Here is an 18,850-nt window from a genome sequence, read left to right as displayed (position 1 = left end):
CCAAAGAAGTACAACTTAGCGATTTTATTAATAAAATGTGATGAAATCTCCTTAATTGGATGCAATAACCCATTTAGTTTTCATTAATGTCTGATATATAATAAAATTAGTGAAATTTTTATTAAATTTATTTTTTAAGGAGTTATGAAATGCCCAAAATTAAAATAGTAACCGATTCAACCGTTGATATGTCTAACGAAATGATAAAAAAATATGGGATTGAAGTTGTTCCCTTATCCTTATCCATTGATGGGGAAAACTTTCTTGATCGTGTAGACATAACTCCTTCTGAATTTATTCGAAAAATGAACGCTGCACAAGAACTTCCTAAGAGTTCTCAACCTCCAGTTGGTGTATTTCTTGAGCTATATGACAAATTAGGGGAAGACGGCTACGATATATTATCGATTCATATGTCAAATGGATTAAGTGGCACTGTAAACTCTGCAGAAAATGCGGCTGTCTTATCAAAGGCAAATGTAACAGTAATTGATTCTCGTTTTATTTCGAAAGCGTTATCATTCCAAGTCGTTGAAGCTGCTCAAATGGCGGAAGATGGAAAGACTATAGAGGAAATTCTAGACAGATTGGAGACCATTCGATCAAAAACTAAGCTCTTTGTAGTAGTTGAAAAACTTGATAATTTAGTAAAAGGTGGAAGAATAGGAAAAGGAAAAGCGCTAATTGGTTCCTTGCTTCATATTAAACCTATAGCATCATTAGAAAATGGAGTCTACCATCCTCTAGCAAATGTTAGAAGTCATGCACAGGTTGTTAAATATTTGGTGAAAAACCTTGCTGAGGATGCAATGGGAAAGACGATTAAGAAAATCGGAATAGCCCATGCTGAAGCATCTGAATTAGTTGCCAAATTAAAAACGGCAATTTTTACCACAACTGGTTACGAAAATATAGATATTGAGTTTACGACTCCAATTATTAGTACCCATACAGGGGCGGGAGCGATTGGTTTTATGTATTATGTAGAATAAATGAGACTGTCTTTTTTGGAAGGGTATGAATTTACCTTTCCTTTTTTTATATTTAGTTTTTATACTTTTTAAATGCAAAAAAATGAAGATCTTACTTTTTAAAAAGGAATTTTCACAAAAGCAGAGAAAATTAAAAGAGAAGAATGGGGGAGTTAGAGAATGTATATTGAAATGTTTGAAGAGATCGTTTCGATTTGTCGTCATGATTATTCCGGATGCCAAGATAAAAAAGGTTGGGATCATCCAGAAAAATATGTTGATGAAATATGTATTTTAGAGGAAAAACAGGAATTAACTCCTGATAAATTTGTAGAAATTGTACAAGATTATTTACTTGATTTTAAGGAACAGCATATGTTTTTTAAATCATCTAAAAAAAGTGTAGAAAAGCGTTATGATGTTGGCTTTAAAGTTAGAAGATTTGAGGATCAATTATTTATTACAGATGTTGGAAAGGAAATGAGAGTAAAGAAAGGTTATGCGATTGTTTCATTAGGGAATGTTCCGGTTATAAATTTAGTTGAAAAGCATCGCAGAGAGTTGATAGAGGACCATCAGGAAAGGGAAAACTGAAATTCTATAATTGGAAAATATCAATTTTGCGAAATAATGGATGGAAATGGGCATACCTATCAGATGAAGCTTAAAAAATATGAGAAGGATGAATACACACCTCAATATTCGATTGAGGAGTTGGAAAAAGGAATTCTTCTTATGACTTTAACAGACTTTGCTAATGCTGATGCAATTACACAGTTAGTGCACCAGCATCAAGAAGCATTAGAAAATTGTAGAAAATTAATTATTGATGTGAGAGTTAATTATGGGGGAAATGACTCCTCTTATTTTCAATTGCTTCCCTACATATTTGAGAATCGAGAAGTGAATATAAATACTGAAGACGATGAATATATGCTCATCAACTGTACAGAACGATCCTGTGAACTTGAAATATCCGAAATGAAAAATGCTATCGCTTCAACGGAAGATGAGTACACAAAAAAAGTATTAAAAATCTTTTTAAGGGAGTGGGAAAAAAATAAAGGAAAGGGCTTTGTTCAGTTTGATTTGTCTGATTTAGAGGATACTATTATACAAGGAAGAAAAAATCCTGAACAAATTATTGTAATGACTGATGTCACTTGTGGTAGCTCAGGAGATTCATTTGTAGAAATTTGCAAAAGATCTTCTAAGGTAACAGTTATTGGACGACCTACTGCTGGTTTAAATGACTACGCTAATCTGTCCGTGATGAAATGGCATGATCAATTTGAATTATGGTACCCAACATCAAGGTTATCAAGAATTGATAATGGAAAGGGAATGACAGGAGTAGGTATTAAACCACATATACATATCCCATGGACCCCTAAACATCTTTTCGACGATATAGATATTCAGACGGCATTGAAGTTATTAGAAGAAAAAGCAAATGCTTAATGTTTTAGTGAGCAGGTAGTCAATATATCTGCTCTATTTTTATCGATGAAAATTCTAAAATATTTGCATGGATAACTGTAGTGTACAAAGTGTGTTAGGTCAACGGTTAGTCGTTCGAGAGCAAAAATCAGCAAGTGGTTAAGGTTAGGACCTTCGGAGAAATCCGTCATTTGATCTCTCTACTTGTAGGGGCACCTGCACATTATTACGATAAAGTAGTATAAAAAGTAAAATTGACAGACTACCCATATAAAAATTAATATATAATAGATAAGTTATATAAAAAATAGAAATTATATCTATATTATAAAATTTGGCTACATAGAAAGGACATAATGATGAAAGAAACGCATAAGTCGAAACATGTGTTAAAAGAATATTTTTTCGTTATTATCGGTGCGGTACTAGTCGGTTTAGCCTATAACATGTTCCTCTTACCTTCAAAGCTTGCTGCAGGGGGAATATCAGGTGTTAGTACAATTTTGCATGAGGTATATGGGATTGAACCAGCCTATACACAATTTTTAATCAATATCCCATTATTTATTATTGGCTGGATTACGATGGGAAAAGATTTTAGTGGGAAAACATTAGTTGGTACATTTTGTGTCCCATTTGTGATATGGCTTAGTACGGATATTCCGATCACTGTAACGAATCCTTTTTTAGGTTCACTTTATGGTGGGATAGTTCTTGGGATTGGTCTAGGAATTGTATATAAAGGAAATGGATCAACCGGTGGAACTGCGGCAATTGCACAGATCGTTAAAAAATTCACGGGATTATCAAGCGGCTATTCTCAATTAATTGTAGACGGTCTTGTTGTAGCAGCATCCTTAATTGTATTTAATCTAGAGCTGACTTTATTTGCTTTAATGTGTATATATGTTTCAAGTAAAGTAATCGATTTTGTACAACTAAGAACATCAGCAACGAAATTAATCTTAATCATTACAGAAGAAGAAGAAAAAGTTCAATCAATGATTCGTGATGAAATCGATCGTGGTTTAACAAAGATTCGTTCAGTAGGTGGATATTCAAATCAAAATAAAACAATGATTCTTTGTGTTACAGAACAGGTAGAAGCGATTTACCTTAAGAAAAAACTCCAACAAGAAATTCCAACGGCATTTGTTGTATTTATTAATGCCTCTGAAATTCTTGGACGAGGCTTCACGATTGATAAATATTATGGTCAACAATTATAGGATGTTATAATAATAAGGAGCTTGTTCCTATATGGACAGGCTTCTGTTTTTTAGAGGGAAGTAATGTGTTAGACGAACAGCAATGATTAAAACAAAAAAACATTGAATCTTATTCCTTAAATAGTAGGGAAATCATATATTCTGACGAAAGGAAGGAAAGTTTATGCAATATAAGTACACGATTTGCTTTATTAAAAGAGGCCATCAGCTCCTCATGCTTAATCGTGAAAAGCCCGAATGGATGGGAGTGTGGAATGGTGTTGGTGGTAAAATAGAGAAGGGTGAAACACCAGAAGCAGCAATTATTCGTGAAATTAAGGAAGAGACTGGAATTGATATCGGTCATGTAGCATATAAAGGAACGGTTACCTGGTCGGTGAATGAAAGTTATATTGGCGGCATGTATGCATTTGTTGCTGAATTACCAGAAACCTATGAATATGACACTCCTATTAAGACTCAAGAAGGGATCTTGGACTGGAAGGATCTATCTTGGATTCTTCATCCAGAGAATGTTGGAATGGCAAATGTGAAGTTTTTCTTACATAAAATGTTGGATGATTATCGTATTTATGATCATCAGTTTATATATATTGATGGCGAAGTGGTTGACTTTCATTCAGAACGACTAGATACCTCGACAGTTCTTCATTAAAGCTCTTTTCTCAAAAAATTGATGCTAATGAGGACATGTTTTAACGATAAAAAAAGGTTGAAAATCGACAAGTCCATCATACTGCAGAGAAAAGAGCTACAATCTAAAAAAGACCGCGCTCTCTTTACTAGGTGTAAAAGCCGGCAGTAGGGCTTTTACAAATACACAAATAATTTTTTTGTATATTAAAGCTCTTTTCTTAAAATTGTGCATTTTAGGTAATGTTTAATTAAAAAAAGTGAAGATCGACAAGTCATCATAACACAAAGAAAAGAGCTGCAAACTATAAAAAGACCGCGCTCTCATTTTTTCAGCAACAAACTATACTAAAATAGCTTTTATTAAAAATTAGTTGTCCTAATAAGGGGGAGCTCCCCTTATTGGACAATCTAATTCAACTATATTCCGAAACCAACACTTGAACGTTCTTCCCAATGGTTTCGCAGTGCTTTTCTATTATTTGTCTGTAAATCCCTCAGTATTTTTTCAATGTTTACCTGCTGCTCATAATGCCATTGAAGGGCAATAGACATATATAATTCATTTAATTGTGCAATGGATAGACCATTCGTTTCTTTAACTAAGTGATCTAGTTCATCTTCAGCTACAAATTGATGGATATTCTTTTTTATCAAATATTGTCTTCGAGTGTGCTGATCTGGAAGTGTAATTTCGTATGCACGATCAAATCGTCCGGCCCGATTAATTAATGCAGGATCAATTTTTTCTGGATAATTCGTTGTTCCAATTAGGAAAATTCCTTCTTTCGAAGAAGCACCATCAAGTGCGTTTAAAAATACAGATCGAGACTCTTCAGGCATGGAGTCTATATCCTCGATAACTAAGGTCATGGGTGCCATTTTAGTAACCGTATTAAACACCTCTTTAATGGAATAACTATTCGTATATTCTGTTATTTGCCAATAAACGACTGGTGCAGATATACTTCCAGCAATCGACTTTACTAGAGTCGTTTTTCCATTCCCTGGACTTCCATACAAAAGAATCCCACGTTTATATGGAATATCATATTTCTTGAAAAACTCACCCCCATGTATAAAGAACTCATCGATTGACCGGAAAATTTCAGTTTTTATTTCTTCATCCAATATCACATCTTCCCGCATTACTTGATGAGTAATTCGTTCCTTTACTCTTTCAATTCCATCATCAGTATCTGTGAAAATAGTAATGGCATCCTTCATATATTCTTTTTGTTTTTTATAAATATAATCAAAGAACCCTAGTAAACTTTCATCATTATTAGCAAAAATAAAATCCTCTTCATAATCATCATGACTTTGAAAGATTGGTAGCTTTGCAAAGGCTACTTGATACATTGGAAAATAATAGACCGAATTATTTAAGGAGGGGATGATGTTGAATTGGTGCTCCTGATTAAAATTCGAGTATTTAATCGTTGCAGTTTCTAAACAGTCAAAGACATGTCCAATGATTTGTATGTCATTTGGATCTGATTGTATGACATATTCAATCGTATCCCATATTTCCTCTTCAATTCCTTCTTTTGAAGTATACATGTTAAAATCGATTCCTGTTTCATTTGCTAAAAGTTCCTTAATCCGATAAATAGCAGCAGCAAAGTCAAAATAGTGAGGCATCATTTCCTTCGTGATATCTTTAAAATTTATAATAGATGGGATATCCTTCATTGTTATTTCCTTTCTTTTATTGAATTAGCTATAACTGTAAATCATTAAAAATAGGATAGCAAGAAAAACATTGATTGGTTAATTAACTTAATCGATCGGCTACATCGACATTACTTTGTTTCATTATGGATGGTTTAGAGGTCCGAGAAATTATTTCAAACAATGTGAAGGGAACTGAACAAGTTCTTCATAAGGTAGGAATCTGTTTTTTAAAAAAGATTACTAGAGTGGATTTTTTGTCATGGATATTATCTGGAAAAATTAGATTGGCAAAAGAACAAAAACTAGTACATTAGTAAGTTGAGTGAGGGGTATCTATTTAGGTGTCTACCCCGATAATTGAAAGAAAATTAGAATTATATTCATAATACAGTAATTAGTTAGGAAGTTGTTGACAATCTTCTTCTGAATGCTATCATAAAATTGATTGAAAACGATGAATATTATTCCAATATAGTAAATTAGGTGATTGTTTTATCTAACTATGCTGAGGCGGTGAAAGCATCATGAGTGAACAGTGGTATTTTATTGATTCAGGTGAAAATAGTCCATCCTTTAATATGGCGATGGATGAGGTCCTTCTTGATTGGCATTCCCGGGGGTTACTTCCTTCTATTCTGCGATTTTATAGTTGGAAGCCCGCAGCATTGTCTCTAGGACATTTTCAAAAAACGGTAGGTAGAATCGATGTTGATAAGGCGAAAGCAATTGGGGTTGAAATTGTGCGAAGGCCAACTGGTGGACTAGCCGTTTTACATGACAAAGAACTAACTTATAGTGTAGTGCTAAGCGAGAAGCATGATAAAATGTCGCCATCAATCATTGAGGCTTACCGAGTACTATCACAAGGTATACTTGAAGGATATCGCTATCTTGGAATTCAAGCTGATTTAGCTATTCCTAATGCACCTATTGGAAAGTCCGGTACAGCCGTTTGTTTTGAAGAATCTTCGTGGTATGAATTGGAGATCGAAGGAAAAAAGGCAGCTGGAAGTGCACAAACCCGTCAAAAGGGAGTTATTTTACAACACGGCTCGATTCCAATGGAAATGGATATTGAACAATTATATGATTTATTTACATTTCCGAATGAGAAAGTGAAGAATAAAGCAAAACACCTTTTTGAACAAAAAGCTGTTACGATTAACCAGATTCTTAGACGTCAAACGTCACTCGAAGAGGTAAAAGATGCCTTTAAAAAAGGCTTCGAAAAAGGATTAGATATTGAATTTACAAGCTATCAACCGAGTGAGCAGATGTTAGAAGAAATAAAAGAACTTATGCGGACAAAGTATGAAAGTGAGAAATATACTTTTCAAAGATAGGGGTTAATATCAATGGCGAGAAATGAAGAGTACATAAGAAAACCTGAATGGTTGAAAATTAAACTGAATACGAATCAAAGCTATACTGGTTTGAAAAAAATGATGCGTGAAGAAAGATTGCATACTGTTTGTGAGGAAGCAAAATGTCCTAACATTCATGAATGCTGGGCCATTCGAAAAACAGCTACGTTTATGATATTAGGGGATACTTGTACACGTGGCTGTCGTTTTTGTGCGGTAAAAACAGGTTTACCAACTGAATTAGATTGGGATGAGCCGGAGAGAGTAGCGAGATCAGTAGAAGTGATGGGACTTCGTCATTGTGTCGTAACTGCAGTTGCTCGTGATGATTTGGCTGATGGAGGTGCAGCAGTTTTTGCTGAAACAGTCCGTGCGATTCGACGTCGTGTTCCATCTTGTACGGTTGAGGTTTTACCTTCTGATATGAAGGGGGATTATGAAAGCTTACATACACTTATGGATGCAGGACCAGATATCTTTAATCATAATATTGAAACAGTTAGACGTTTAACAAAACGTGTTCGTTCAAAGGCGACTTATGACCGTTCTTTAGAATTGTTGAAAAGGGTTAAAGAAATAAGCCCAAACACACCAACTAAATCAAGTCTTATGGTTGGTTTAGGAGAAACTCATGAGGAAGTACTTGAAGCGATGGATGATTTACTTGCGCATGGAGTGGATATTATGACGATCGGACAGTATCTTCAACCTACGAAAAAACATTTGCGCGTAGAACGGTATGTACATCCTGATGAATTCGCTAAGTGGAAAGAAATTGCGCTTCAAAAAGGCTTTAAACACTGTGAAGCAGGTCCTATGGTTCGGTCTAGCTATCATGCGGATGAACAAGTAAACAAGGCTGCGCGTCTCAGACAATTAGAGGGTGAGAATTCTGATCCAGACCATTTAATTAGCCAATATAAAACAAAGGTAACAGGGACAGAACATCCGAAACAATAATTCTTTTCAAGAAAAGAATTCTACTCTGAAACTTAAAAAAGGTATTGACAGTTTTGAAAATTTCGCTATATAATACTAACCATACTTAAATATTCATGCATTGAAGGGAATATAGTATTGTTTATCTCCCTGTTTTATAGAGAGCTGATGGTCGGTGCAAGTCAGTACAAAGATAAACATGAATTTCACTCCTAGAGCACTTTTTCATAATAAAGTTGTCATGCTTTATGAAGGAAAAGGCGGTCAATTGATCGTTAACAATGAAGAGTGGTAGATAATTGGATCTACAACTAGGGTGGTACCGCGATAATATCGTCCCTACTGATTTTATTCAGTAGGGACTTTTTGTATTAAAAAAATAATAATAAGCAAATAATATAAGCGAAGATAGGATGTAAAGTAGTGTTTATCTCCCTGTTTTATAGAGAGCTGATGATTGGTGGAAATCAGTACAAAGATAAACATGAATTTCAATTCTGGAGCTTTCTTTTCTAAAAAAGATGAAACATCTTCTAAAAGAAAAGACGGTCAAATAGATCGTTAACAATGAAGAGTGGTAGATAGTCATATCTACAACTAGGGTGGTACCGCGATAATTGATCGTCCCTACTGGATATCCAGTAGGGACTTTTTGTGTTAGTTAGTTGGTACTGTCTATAAAGCAAAGACAGTTCCTTTAAATACATTTTGAAAAATAGGAGGAATGAAGAATGGGAAACAATGAAATGGTTCAATTACGTCAAAAGGTGGATGAAATTAATACACAGCTTCTGCACCTATTAAATGAACGTGCAAAGGTAGTCCAAGAAATAGGTCAGTTGAAAAAAATACAAGGTACAAAGCGGTTTGATCCGGTACGTGAACGAGAGGTCCTTGATATGATTGCAGAACAGAATGAAGGACCGTTTGAAACAACGACTCTACAGCATATTTTTAAGACGATTTTTAAAGCGAGTCTTGAATTACAGGAGGATGATAATCGAAAAGCATTACTTGTTTCCCGGAAAAAGAAGCAAGAAAATACAATTGTTGATATTAAAGGAGAAAAATTAGGAAGTGGATTACAAACATTTATTATGGGGCCTTGTGCAGTAGAAAGTAAGGAACAAGTAAGACAAGTTGCAGAAGCTATGAAGGAGCAAGGCATAAAATTAATGCGTGGAGGAGCCTTTAAACCAAGAACTTCTCCATATGATTTTCAAGGCTTAGGGGTTGAGGGTCTGCAAATATTACGAGAGGTTGCGGATGAATATGATTTAGCAGTTATTAGTGAAATACTCAATCCGAATGATGTGGAAATCTCTCTTGAATATGTTGATGTGATCCAAATTGGAGCGAGGAATATGCAGAATTTTGATTTACTACGTGCAGTTGGAAGAGTAAATAAGCCTGTTTTATTAAAAAGGGGATTGGCTGCAACCATTGATGAATTTGTTCATGCGGCTGAATACATTATTTCACAAGGAAATGACCAAATTATTTTATGTGAGCGGGGAATTCGTACGTACGAAAAAGCAACTCGGAATACCCTTGATATTTCAGCTGTTCCGATTTTGAAGAAGGAAACTCATTTACCAGTAGTGGTAGACGTTACCCATTCAACAGGACGAAAAGACTTGCTTCTTCCAACGGCCAAAGCTGCATTAGCAATTGGGGCAGACGCAGTCATGGCTGAGGTTCACCCTGATCCTGCTGTTGCTTTATCGGATTCCGCCCAGCAAATGGACATTCCACAATTCCATTCATTTATGGATGAATTAAAGGGGTTTAAAAACAAACTTGCTTAAAGCAAAAGCGTAGCTGTCTATTAAGGGGTCTAACCCCTTAATGACAACTAAAAACGAGAATATAGGAAACATAGTTGTTTACATCTGAGAGGAGAATGAGTGTGAGTCAGCAAGAACAGTGGTCATCAAAACTTGGCTTTATATTAGCTGCAGCAGGGTCAGCAATAGGTTTAGGAGCAATTTGGAAATTCCCTTATATCGCAGGTCAAAATGGGGGAGGAGCTTTCTTTCTAATTTTTATTCTATTTACATTATTACTAGGACTTCCATTGCTTTTAGCGGAATTCTCCATTGGTAGATTAACACAAGAAAATGCAGTGGATTCGTATCGAAAAATAGCACCAAAAGCGAAATGGCACTGGATAGGGATTTTAGGTATGATTGCGTGTTTTATTTTACTTTCTTTCTATAGTGTCATTGGTGGTTGGATTATTATTTATTTATACAAGGCGATTACCGGTCAGTTAAACGGTCTTTCCTCTGATCAATATACACAAGTATTTGGGGACACAATTTCTGATCCAATTATTAGTTTAATCGTGCAATTATTATTTATTCTAATGACGATTGTTGTTGTTGCAAGAGGGGTTCAAAAAGGGATTGAACAAGCAAGTAAGATTATGATGCCAGCATTATTTATACTATTTATATTATTAGTTATTCGTTCAATTACCTTAGATGGTGCAATGGCTGGTATATCCTTTTTACTGCAACCGGACTTTTCAAAATTAACTTCAAAAACGATCTTGGAAGCCATGGGGCAATCATTCTTTACGTTAAGTGTAGGTGTTTCAGTAATGGTGACGTATAGTTCGTATTTACCGAAAAATCAAAGCTTACCCCGTTCAGCTTTTTCTATTGTAGGAATGAATTTAGTCATTGTACTTTTAGCTGGTTTAGCAATCTTTCCAGCAGTATTTGCTTTAGGATTGGAGCCGGGGGCAGGACCTGTACTGTTATTTAATGTACTTCCAACAGTCTTCAGCCAGTTACCGCTTGGAATGCTTTTCTTTATAGCATTTTTAATTTTATTCCTTTTTGCGGCATTAACATCAGCTTTTTCTATGCTTGAAATTATTGTGTCTGTGATCACTAAAAAGGATATAAAAGGACGTAAAAAATGGTCATGGATCATCGGAATTGCCATCTTTATTTTTGGTATTCCATCTGCCCTTTCATACGGAGCGTTAGGTGATGTTACTCTTTTTGGTAAAACATTTTTCGATTTAATGGATTATACCGTTAGTAATATTTTAATGCCGCTTGGAGCCCTTCTTATCGCTATTTTTGTACCACTTAAAGTGAAGAAATCCGTTCTTTACGAGGAATTAAAACAAGGGAGCGGTCTTAAAAGAGGACTGTTCGAAGCTTGGTATTTCCTCATACGTTTTGTTGCACCCGTTTTAATTTTTGTTGTCATGTTAGATGTGCTGGGAGTTTGGTAGTTCTGTAAATCATTTATAAGCATAAAATTTTTCAGGATAGTCATCCATATGTCTTTCCTGTATAATTGTTAATGGTTGAAAATTTAATATATTGCAACGAAAACAGGTACTTTCTATGTGAAGGTTTAAAAGGGAAGTTTGGTGTAATTCCAACGCGGTCCCGCCACTGTAAATGGGAGCAAACTGTAATATCCACTTTATCCATTAAAGGATAAGGGAAGGTACAGGGAGCAATGATCATGAGCCAGGAGACCTGCCTGTTTTTTGAGTGCACCAGTTTGCCTACGAGGATAGGGGGGTGTTGACGAAACGTTTTTTAGCGTGCATGATTTGCTATTATACCGTTTTACATATGACATCTCTTTGGTTAGAGATGTTTTTTTTAGGTCTTTTTCATAAAAGATATGAACGAATGTATTTTTTCTTCCTTCTACATTAATTATGGAGGATAAAGGAAGAAAATATTCAATTTTTAAAATATGTAATAATCTTTGTGAAAATGGCCATCTTTATGACTATTTTAAATGTAAAAAGGAGTTTACAAATGAAAAAGCTATTAAGATTTATACCTATTTTTTTACTAATTTTTATTTTGGCTGCATGTGGTACACAGCAGGATAGTGAAAAGAAAGTTAGTGATAATAAGCAGGAGACTAAGCAACAAGACCAAGCTTTTCCCGTAACAATTACGGATGGAACCGATAAAAAAATCACTATTGATAAGAAGCCAGAGAAAATTGTTTCCCTTCTTCCAAGTAATACAGAAACAGCCTTTGCCCTTGGGTTAGATAAAGAAATTGTTGGTGTCTCGGATTTTGACAATTATCCCGAACAGGTGCAGTCAAAGGAAAAAGTTGGTGGACAAGAATTCAATGTTGAAAAAATAATTTCTTTAAAACCTGATATTGTTTTAGCTGATGCTTCCCAGGCTCATAATTCTAAGGATGGATTAAAGCAATTAGAGGATTCAGGAATTAAGGTTATTGCTGTCAATAATGCAAGTTCATTTGCAGATACGTATAAAACGATTGAAATGATTGGTGCAGCAACTGGAACAAAGGAAAAAGCGGATGAAATTGTCGATGGAATGAAAGCAAAAGTTGAAGAAATTAAAGAAAAGGCGGCAGGAATTTCTAAGGAAGAGCAACCAAATGTATGGATGGAAATCTCTGCTCCACCAGATATTTATACAGCAGGTTCAGGTACCTTCATGAATGAAATGCTAGAAATGCTTGGCGCCAAAAATATTGCAGCTGCTGAAGAAGGATGGCCGAAATATTCGGAAGAAGCAGCAGTAAAAGCAAATCCGGATGTAATGATCATAACATATGGTTATTATGTAAAGGACGCAGTAGAACAAGCCTATAGCCGTAAAGGGTGGGAAGAAGTATCCGCTATTAAAAATAAACGGGTATATAGTGTCGATTCTGACAAAGTGTCAAGACCAGGTCCACGTCTTGTGGAAGGTTTAGAGGAAATGGCAAAGGCGATATATCCCGATACATTTAAATAAGTGAAGATAAGAGTGAGGAGGAAATATTGTGAGAATCTATACGAGAACAGGTGACAAGGGGCAAACAAGTATCATCGGTGGTAGAGTAGATAAAGATGATTTAAGGGTACAAGCTTATGGAACAGTGGATGAAGTGAATTGTTTTGTTGGACAAGCGATGGCTGAATTGGATCCCGATCTTTTTTCTGACGTACTTGATGATCTTGAAAAAATTCAACATGAATTATTTGATTGTGGAGGGGATCTAGCGACAAAATCAGCTAAACGCCCTTACAAGCTTCAACAAGACATGATCGATTATCTTGAAGAGAAGATTGATGAGTATATCGCCAGTACACCTGAATTGGAACGCTTTATTTTACCTGGTGGGACAAAAGCGGCTGCTTCTATTCATATAGCAAGAACAGTTACAAGACGTGCTGAGCGTCTAGTTGTTAGTTTCTCAAAAGCTGAAGAAATTGTTCCTCCACTCGCTCAAATGTATTTGAATCGTTTGTCGGATTATTTTTTTGCTCTTGCAAGAGTAATTAATCACCGATCAGGAAAAAAAGATGTAGAATATATTCGAAGTGCCAAGGTTTTTCGTGACGGCAAAAGAAAAGAGAACAAAACAGAAGAAAATTGATTGATAGAAATAGGGGCTGTCTAAAGGCACAGGGGGTCTGTCTCCTTTTTAGACAGTCCTTTTTCAAATGTACTAAAAGGAGTTGAAAGAGACTGCAGAAGCCAATGACTATTCGGTATCTACGGAAGAATAATTATTTTCCTTATCTATTTGGAGTGGTTTTTTTAAGTTTTTCTATTTTAATAGGTATTTCCATTGGTTCGGTAACGGTGCCAATGAAGGATATCATCCAAATCATCGGAGCCGCTATTTTCCACTTTCCATTAAGTGATAAAATAGATGCGATGAATACGAATATTGTTTTAGATATTCGACTGCCTCGTGTAATATTGGCAGGGCTAGTTGGTGCTTCATTATCGATTGCAGGTGCGGCATTTCAAGGGTTGCTTCGAAATCCTTTAGCAGACCCATATACTTTAGGGGTGTCGTCTGGAGCCTCTGTTGGAGCAGTTGCAACATTATTCTTTCATTTATCTATACCATTCATCGGAATACTTACATTGCCATTAATGAGCATAATTGGTTCATTTATTACGATATTTAGTGTTTTATTTTTTGCAAAAAAAATTGAGAGATCAATGAAAGTAGAAACAATTATATTAACTGGCATTATATTTAGTTCATTTTTTAGTTCGTTTATTTCCTTAATCATTGCTTTAACAGGCGATGAGTTAAGACAAATCATTGGTTGGCTACTTGGAAGTGTATCTATGCGAGGGTGGAGTTATGTATATATTATTATTCCATTCTTTCTTATAGGTTCAATATTATTATTAATGAATGTGAAAGAGCTTAATGCGATGTCATTAGGTGAAGAACGTGCCCAACATCTGGGGGTTAATGTTGAAAAGCGAAAGCTTCTTATTCTAATTGCTGGATCAATATTAACTGGTGCTGCCGTTTCAGTTTCAGGTGCGATTGGTTTTGTTGGATTAGTGATTCCTCATTTAATACGGATTATTCGTGGACCTAATCATAAAGGATTACTACCATTATCGCTACTCTTTGGAGCAGGGTTTTTAATTATAGCAGACTTAGTGTCACGAACGATTATTCAGCCATCAGAACTTCCAATTGGTGTGATTACCGCTTTAATTGGTGCTCCTGTCTTTGCATGGATTTTAATGAATAGTAAACGAAGAAGAAGAGGGTAGAGTATGTTAACGTTACAAAATGTAGCCGGAGGATATAATGGGCATAAAATAGTTAAGGACCTTAGTTTTCAGGTACATGAAGGTGAATTTTTTGGAATCCTAGGTCCGAATGGCAGTGGAAAAACAACGTTACTAAAAATGATTAGTGGGACATTACCTTTGATTGAAGGCTCGATACACTTAAAAGATCAGCTGCTTTCTACGTATTCTCCTAAAGAATTGGCAACCATAATCGCAGTTCTTCCTCAGCTCACAGGTGAATCCTTTTCTTATACTGTAGAAGAAGTTGTTGTTCTCGGACGTTACGCGCATCAAAAAGGTTTGTTTCAATCAATGAGTTCAGAAGATGAGAGAATCATTGAAGAGGCGATGGCTCAGACTGGCATTCTTTCATTTCGTCATAAATCTTTGATGGAGCTATCGGGGGGGGAGCAGCAGCGGGTTTTTCTTGCTCAGGCACTTGCTCAGCAGCCAAAAGTTTTATTATTAGATGAACCAACGAACCATCTCGATTTAACCTATCAAAAGGAATTACTCGATTTGATTAAAAAGATGACGAAACAAAATCGGTTGACTGTCATTTCTGTTTTTCACGATATAAATTTGACAGCGCTATACTGTGATCGCTTGCTTCTTCTTGATCAAGGTGAATTAGATCGAATGGGTTTACCTAATGAAGTCATTAAGGAAGAAATGATTCAACGCGTATATTCTACAAAGGTAAATAAACATTATCATCCATCTATACCAAAACCACAAATTGCCTTAATACCAGAGAGTATACCAGAGATTGCTTTAATGATTTTAAATGAAAATTATTTAAGACAGGAAGGGGAATATCTCGTCTATGAATCTCCTATTCCATTAAAAACGATGTCTTCAGCTGTCATAAATCCTGGAGTTGGCTGGTTCCAATCCTTTGTTAATCGTCACGTTGATAAGAATTATAATTGTGAGAATCATTATGAAGAAATGTCCCAATATCTAGTAGAAAAAGGGTTTCTTCTAGAGTCTACAGTAGGCATGATGACAGCCGTAAAAATGGAGGATGCTATTTGGAAATTTGTCGAGGGAACGGGCTTCTCATTATTCATTGTTGTTACAGCAGGAGTGGGGAATGCGGTAGATGTCTCTAGAGGAACCGACCATTCATCTAATTACATACCAGGTACCATTAACATATGGATATTTATAAATGGAGATTTGTCAGAGGAAGCTTATATTCAAGCGATTGCAACAGCGACTGAAGCGAAGGTAAAGAGTTTGCATGATATGAAAATAATGGACCCTTTAACAGGAACGATTGCAACGGGCACCTCTACAGATAGTATCCTTATCGCAGCAACTCAAAACGGTGAAAAACTGCAATACGCAGGTTCAATAGCACCTTTAGGTCAGTTAATTGGTACATATGTTTATCAATGTACGAAAAAAGCCATTGAAAAATCTATCGAAAGGAAAAGCAAATGATTTTACCTCATCTCTGTGCACTAACCATCGCAATTATCATTGATTGGTTTATTGGAGATCCACCGAAATGGCCACACCCAGTAAAATGGATGGGTTCATTGATTTCCTTTTTCACTAAGCATTTAAATAAGGGAAATCATCGTAAAGGTAAAGGAGTCTTCATGCTTAGTTTAATTGTGTTATTAACAGGTTTAATTACACTAACTATTACGATTCTATTATATCAATGGCATCCATTAGCGGGAGTAATTGGTGAAGCGTTAATGATTGCGACAACCATTGCCCAAAAAGGATTGAAAGATGCTGGATTAGAAGTGTATGAGCCATTAATGAATAAGGATCTACCATTAGCAAGAACTAAATTGTCCTATATTGTAGGAAGAGATACGGAGCAGTTGGATGAATCAGAGATTGTAAGGGGAACGGTCGAAACAATTGCAGAAAATACAAGTGATGGGATAACTGCTCCATTATTTTGGGCACTAATAGGTGGAGCTCCATTAGCTATGATTTATCGAGCAATAAATACCTGTGATTCAATGGTTGGCTATCGGAATCAAAAATACGAACAATTTGGTTGGGCATCAGCCCGTTTAGATGATTGGGTCAATTGGATTCCTAGCCGGTTAACAGGATGTATAATTCTCCTTTTTTGTAAACCTGTGTATTTGAATCTAAAACCAGCTTGGAAACTATTTTTCACAGATGCTAAAAAACATCCGAGTCCTAATAGTGGCTGGTGTGAAGCAGCTGTTGCCGTTATTTTAGGTATTCAGTTAGGAGGCGTGAATTATTATAAAGGGATTGTATCGGATCGTGCGCGGATGGGACAGCCGTTTGAAGCGTTAAAGGCAGTACATATAAAAAAGACGATAGTGATTATGAATAGTGCCGTGCTTCTCTTTGCACTATTTTTATGGATAGGAGGGATTACTATTGACATTGCCATCTCATGGTTCTAACCCAAAATATGTTTATCAGGCAACAAAGCTCCCAACTCCACAACAACTAATAGATTTTAGTGTGAATGTAAATCCATATGGTTCGCCCCCTATTTTAAGAGAAAAGTGGCATGAATGGTTTCCTCTATTGGAAGATTATCCTGATCCACATGCCTCTATTTTGAAACGAGAAATATCAATAAAAGAAGGGATCGGAGAAGAGTATCTTTTAATTGGAAATGGTGGTGCTGAGATCATTGCATTGGTGGCTCAGCTTTTTCAAGGGAAAAGAATCTTAATTATTCAACCTGCTTTTAGTGAGTATGAACAAGCTTGTCTTGCACAGAAATGTATTGTTGAACATCATTTTTTAGAAGAGGGCATTTGGAAGCTAAGAATGGAGGAACTATTGCCGAAAGTTAAACATTATGATGCGATCTTTTTATGTACGCCAAATAATCCTACAGGTGTTGTATATGATCGGAAATCGATCATTGAACTAGTAGAAGAGGGATATCGCTCGCAATGCTCGATTATTATTGATGAAGCATTCTATGATTTTACAGTTGATAGTGAAACGTATATTTCTTTAGTAAAGCAATATCCTAATTTGATTGTATTGCGTTCATTGACAAAGATGTTTGCGATAGCTGGTCTAAGATTAGGCTTCGGCGTAGCCCAACCTCAGGTTATTCAACAAATTGCAGCTTTAAAACCGCATTGGAGTGTGAATGCGATTGCGATAAAGGCGGGGCTTGAATGTATATCTCAAGATTCATATATTCGTCATACGAAGCAATTAATTCATGTGGAACGCAATAGATTAAAAGACTTTTATAAAGAGAATGGATTTTGTATGTCGATATCGGCTGTGAACTTTTATATCATAAAAGATCCTGCCTTAAAAGAGGCAGCACCATTATACGAGTATTTGCTAAAAAAAGGACTTGTACCAAGACATACGATGAATTTCCCTGGACTAGATGGGCGCTGGTTAAGATTTGCGATCAGAAAGCAAAACGAAAATAACCAGCTAATGGAGGCACTTTCGGAATGGAAGAATCAAAACTGATTTTTATAAGTGGAGGAGTTCGAAGTGGAAAGAGCAGCTTTGCTGAGAGCATAGCAATAAATCATGCAAAAATGATTAATGGCAATCTACATTATTTGGCTTGTGGTAAGGCAACAGATCCCGAAATGCTCGATCGAATTGACCATCATAAGGAAACCCGAAATTCTAGTGAGCTTCCTTGGACGAATTGGGAGTGTCCAACAAATATAGGGAAGTTAAGCCCGAATTTTAAGCAAGGCGACGTTATCTTATTAGATTGTTTAACGACTCTATTGAATAATGAATTATTCATAGATGAAAGGGCCTGGGAAAAAGAAAGTTACCAAGAACAGATTTATCACGCTATTCTTGAAGATATTAAAAACATAAAAGATAAATGTAGTGTTTTGCTCATTGTTTCAAATGAAGTGTTCAATGAGGCGTTACCAAAAAGTGAGATTGTTTTTGCGTATGCAAGACTATTGGGGTATTTACATCAAAGCATAATCAAGCAATCGTCTTCTGCATATTTAATTGAATCTGGGCTTCCTCATGTCATGAAGGGAGAGGTGAATGAACTGTGTTAAAAG

General features: G+C 35.8%; 17 protein-coding genes, 1 riboswitch and 2 other annotated features. Of the genes, 16 read left to right on the top strand and 1 reads right to left on the bottom strand.

Annotation, left to right across the window (positions count from 1 at the left end):
• The first annotated feature begins 149 nt into the window (after nucleotides 1-149).
• From NST63_RS21975 to NST63_RS21955, 5 genes are all read left to right on the top strand, one after another.
• A complete protein-coding gene (locus NST63_RS21975; protein WP_212944032.1) occupies nucleotides 150-992 on the top strand; it encodes a DegV family protein in 843 nt (280 codons plus the stop codon).
• Nucleotides 993-1,151: 159 nt separating this feature from the next.
• Complete coding sequence (locus NST63_RS21970; protein WP_341043759.1) at nucleotides 1,152-1,565, top strand: hypothetical protein; 414 nt, start codon at nucleotides 1,152-1,154, stop codon at nucleotides 1,563-1,565.
• Between the two features lie 63 nt (nucleotides 1,566-1,628).
• Complete coding sequence (locus tag NST63_RS21965) at nucleotides 1,629-2,432, top strand: S41 family peptidase (RefSeq protein ID WP_341043758.1); 804 nt, start codon at nucleotides 1,629-1,631, stop codon at nucleotides 2,430-2,432.
• Between the two features lie 338 nt (nucleotides 2,433-2,770).
• A complete protein-coding gene (locus NST63_RS21960; protein ID WP_212944439.1) occupies nucleotides 2,771-3,640 on the top strand; it encodes a YitT family protein in 870 nt (289 codons plus the stop codon).
• 163 nt (nucleotides 3,641-3,803) lie between these two features.
• Entirely contained in the window at nucleotides 3,804-4,295 is a 492-nt protein-coding gene (locus tag NST63_RS21955; protein WP_212944034.1) for an NUDIX hydrolase, read from the top strand.
• A gap of 398 nt (nucleotides 4,296-4,693) precedes the next feature.
• On the opposite strand, the gene NST63_RS21950 is transcribed toward NST63_RS21955, so the two are convergent.
• Entirely contained in the window at nucleotides 4,694-5,968 is a 1,275-nt protein-coding gene (locus NST63_RS21950; protein WP_341043757.1) for an ATP-binding protein, read from the bottom strand.
• Between the two features lie 503 nt (nucleotides 5,969-6,471).
• On the opposite strand from NST63_RS21950, the gene NST63_RS21945 reads away from it, so the two are divergent.
• From NST63_RS21945 to NST63_RS21895, 11 genes are all read left to right on the top strand, one after another.
• Entirely contained in the window at nucleotides 6,472-7,293 is an 822-nt protein-coding gene (locus NST63_RS21945; RefSeq protein ID WP_212944443.1) for a lipoate--protein ligase family protein, read from the top strand.
• A gap of 12 nt (nucleotides 7,294-7,305) precedes the next feature.
• Nucleotides 7,306-8,274, top strand: a complete 969-nt coding sequence (gene lipA, locus NST63_RS21940) for a lipoyl synthase (RefSeq protein ID WP_212944035.1) — start codon at nucleotides 7,306-7,308, stop codon at nucleotides 8,272-8,274.
• A 91-nt stretch (nucleotides 8,275-8,365) separates the two neighbouring features.
• Nucleotides 8,366-8,597 (top strand) — a binding site (T-box leader).
• A 52-nt stretch (nucleotides 8,598-8,649) separates the two neighbouring features.
• Nucleotides 8,650-8,885, top strand: a binding site (T-box leader).
• 99 nt (nucleotides 8,886-8,984) lie between these two features.
• Complete coding sequence (locus NST63_RS21935; protein ID WP_251346143.1) at nucleotides 8,985-10,061, top strand: bifunctional 3-deoxy-7-phosphoheptulonate synthase/chorismate mutase; 1,077 nt, start codon at nucleotides 8,985-8,987, stop codon at nucleotides 10,059-10,061.
• Nucleotides 10,062-10,156: 95 nt separating this feature from the next.
• Nucleotides 10,157-11,506: a sodium-dependent transporter gene (locus NST63_RS21930; protein WP_341043756.1), complete on the top strand. Its 1,350-nt coding sequence runs from the start codon at nucleotides 10,157-10,159 to the stop codon at nucleotides 11,504-11,506.
• Nucleotides 11,507-11,593: 87 nt separating this feature from the next.
• Nucleotides 11,594-11,781: riboswitch (cobalamin riboswitch) on the top strand.
• A gap of 269 nt (nucleotides 11,782-12,050) precedes the next feature.
• On the top strand, nucleotides 12,051-13,019 hold the full coding sequence (locus NST63_RS21925) for an ABC transporter substrate-binding protein (protein WP_341043755.1): 969 nt from the start codon (nucleotides 12,051-12,053) through the stop codon (nucleotides 13,017-13,019).
• Nucleotides 13,020-13,047: 28 nt separating this feature from the next.
• Nucleotides 13,048-13,644, top strand: a complete 597-nt coding sequence (locus NST63_RS21920) for a cob(I)yrinic acid a,c-diamide adenosyltransferase (RefSeq protein WP_341043754.1) — start codon at nucleotides 13,048-13,050, stop codon at nucleotides 13,642-13,644.
• A gap of 104 nt (nucleotides 13,645-13,748) precedes the next feature.
• On the top strand, nucleotides 13,749-14,798 hold the full coding sequence (locus NST63_RS21915; protein WP_058006186.1) for a FecCD family ABC transporter permease: 1,050 nt from the start codon (nucleotides 13,749-13,751) through the stop codon (nucleotides 14,796-14,798).
• Between the two features lie 3 nt (nucleotides 14,799-14,801).
• Nucleotides 14,802-16,268, top strand: a complete 1,467-nt coding sequence (locus NST63_RS21910) for an adenosylcobinamide amidohydrolase (RefSeq protein WP_341043753.1) — start codon at nucleotides 14,802-14,804, stop codon at nucleotides 16,266-16,268.
• Nucleotides 16,265-17,230, top strand: a complete 966-nt coding sequence (cbiB, locus tag NST63_RS21905) for an adenosylcobinamide-phosphate synthase CbiB (RefSeq protein WP_341043751.1) — start codon at nucleotides 16,265-16,267, stop codon at nucleotides 17,228-17,230. Before NST63_RS21910 ends, cbiB begins: the two co-directional genes overlap by 4 nt.
• A complete protein-coding gene (cobD, locus tag NST63_RS21900; protein WP_341043750.1) occupies nucleotides 17,205-18,281 on the top strand; it encodes a threonine-phosphate decarboxylase CobD in 1,077 nt (358 codons plus the stop codon). Before cbiB ends, cobD begins: the two co-directional genes overlap by 26 nt.
• Nucleotides 18,263-18,847 (top strand): bifunctional adenosylcobinamide kinase/adenosylcobinamide-phosphate guanylyltransferase, encoded by a 585-nt coding sequence (locus NST63_RS21895; RefSeq protein WP_341043749.1) that lies wholly within the window; start codon nucleotides 18,263-18,265, stop codon nucleotides 18,845-18,847. The genes cobD and NST63_RS21895 overlap by 19 nt, the downstream gene beginning before the upstream one ends.
• The last annotated feature ends 3 nt before the right edge of the window (nucleotides 18,848-18,850 follow it).

This window comes from Heyndrickxia sp. FSL W8-0496, from assembly GCF_038007825.1.
Taxonomy (GTDB): Bacteria; Bacillota; Bacilli; order Bacillales; family Bacillaceae_C; genus Heyndrickxia; species Heyndrickxia oleronia.
The sequence above is the reverse complement of the archived record's forward strand: the minus strand, read 5'-3'. Positions and strand labels throughout refer to the sequence as shown.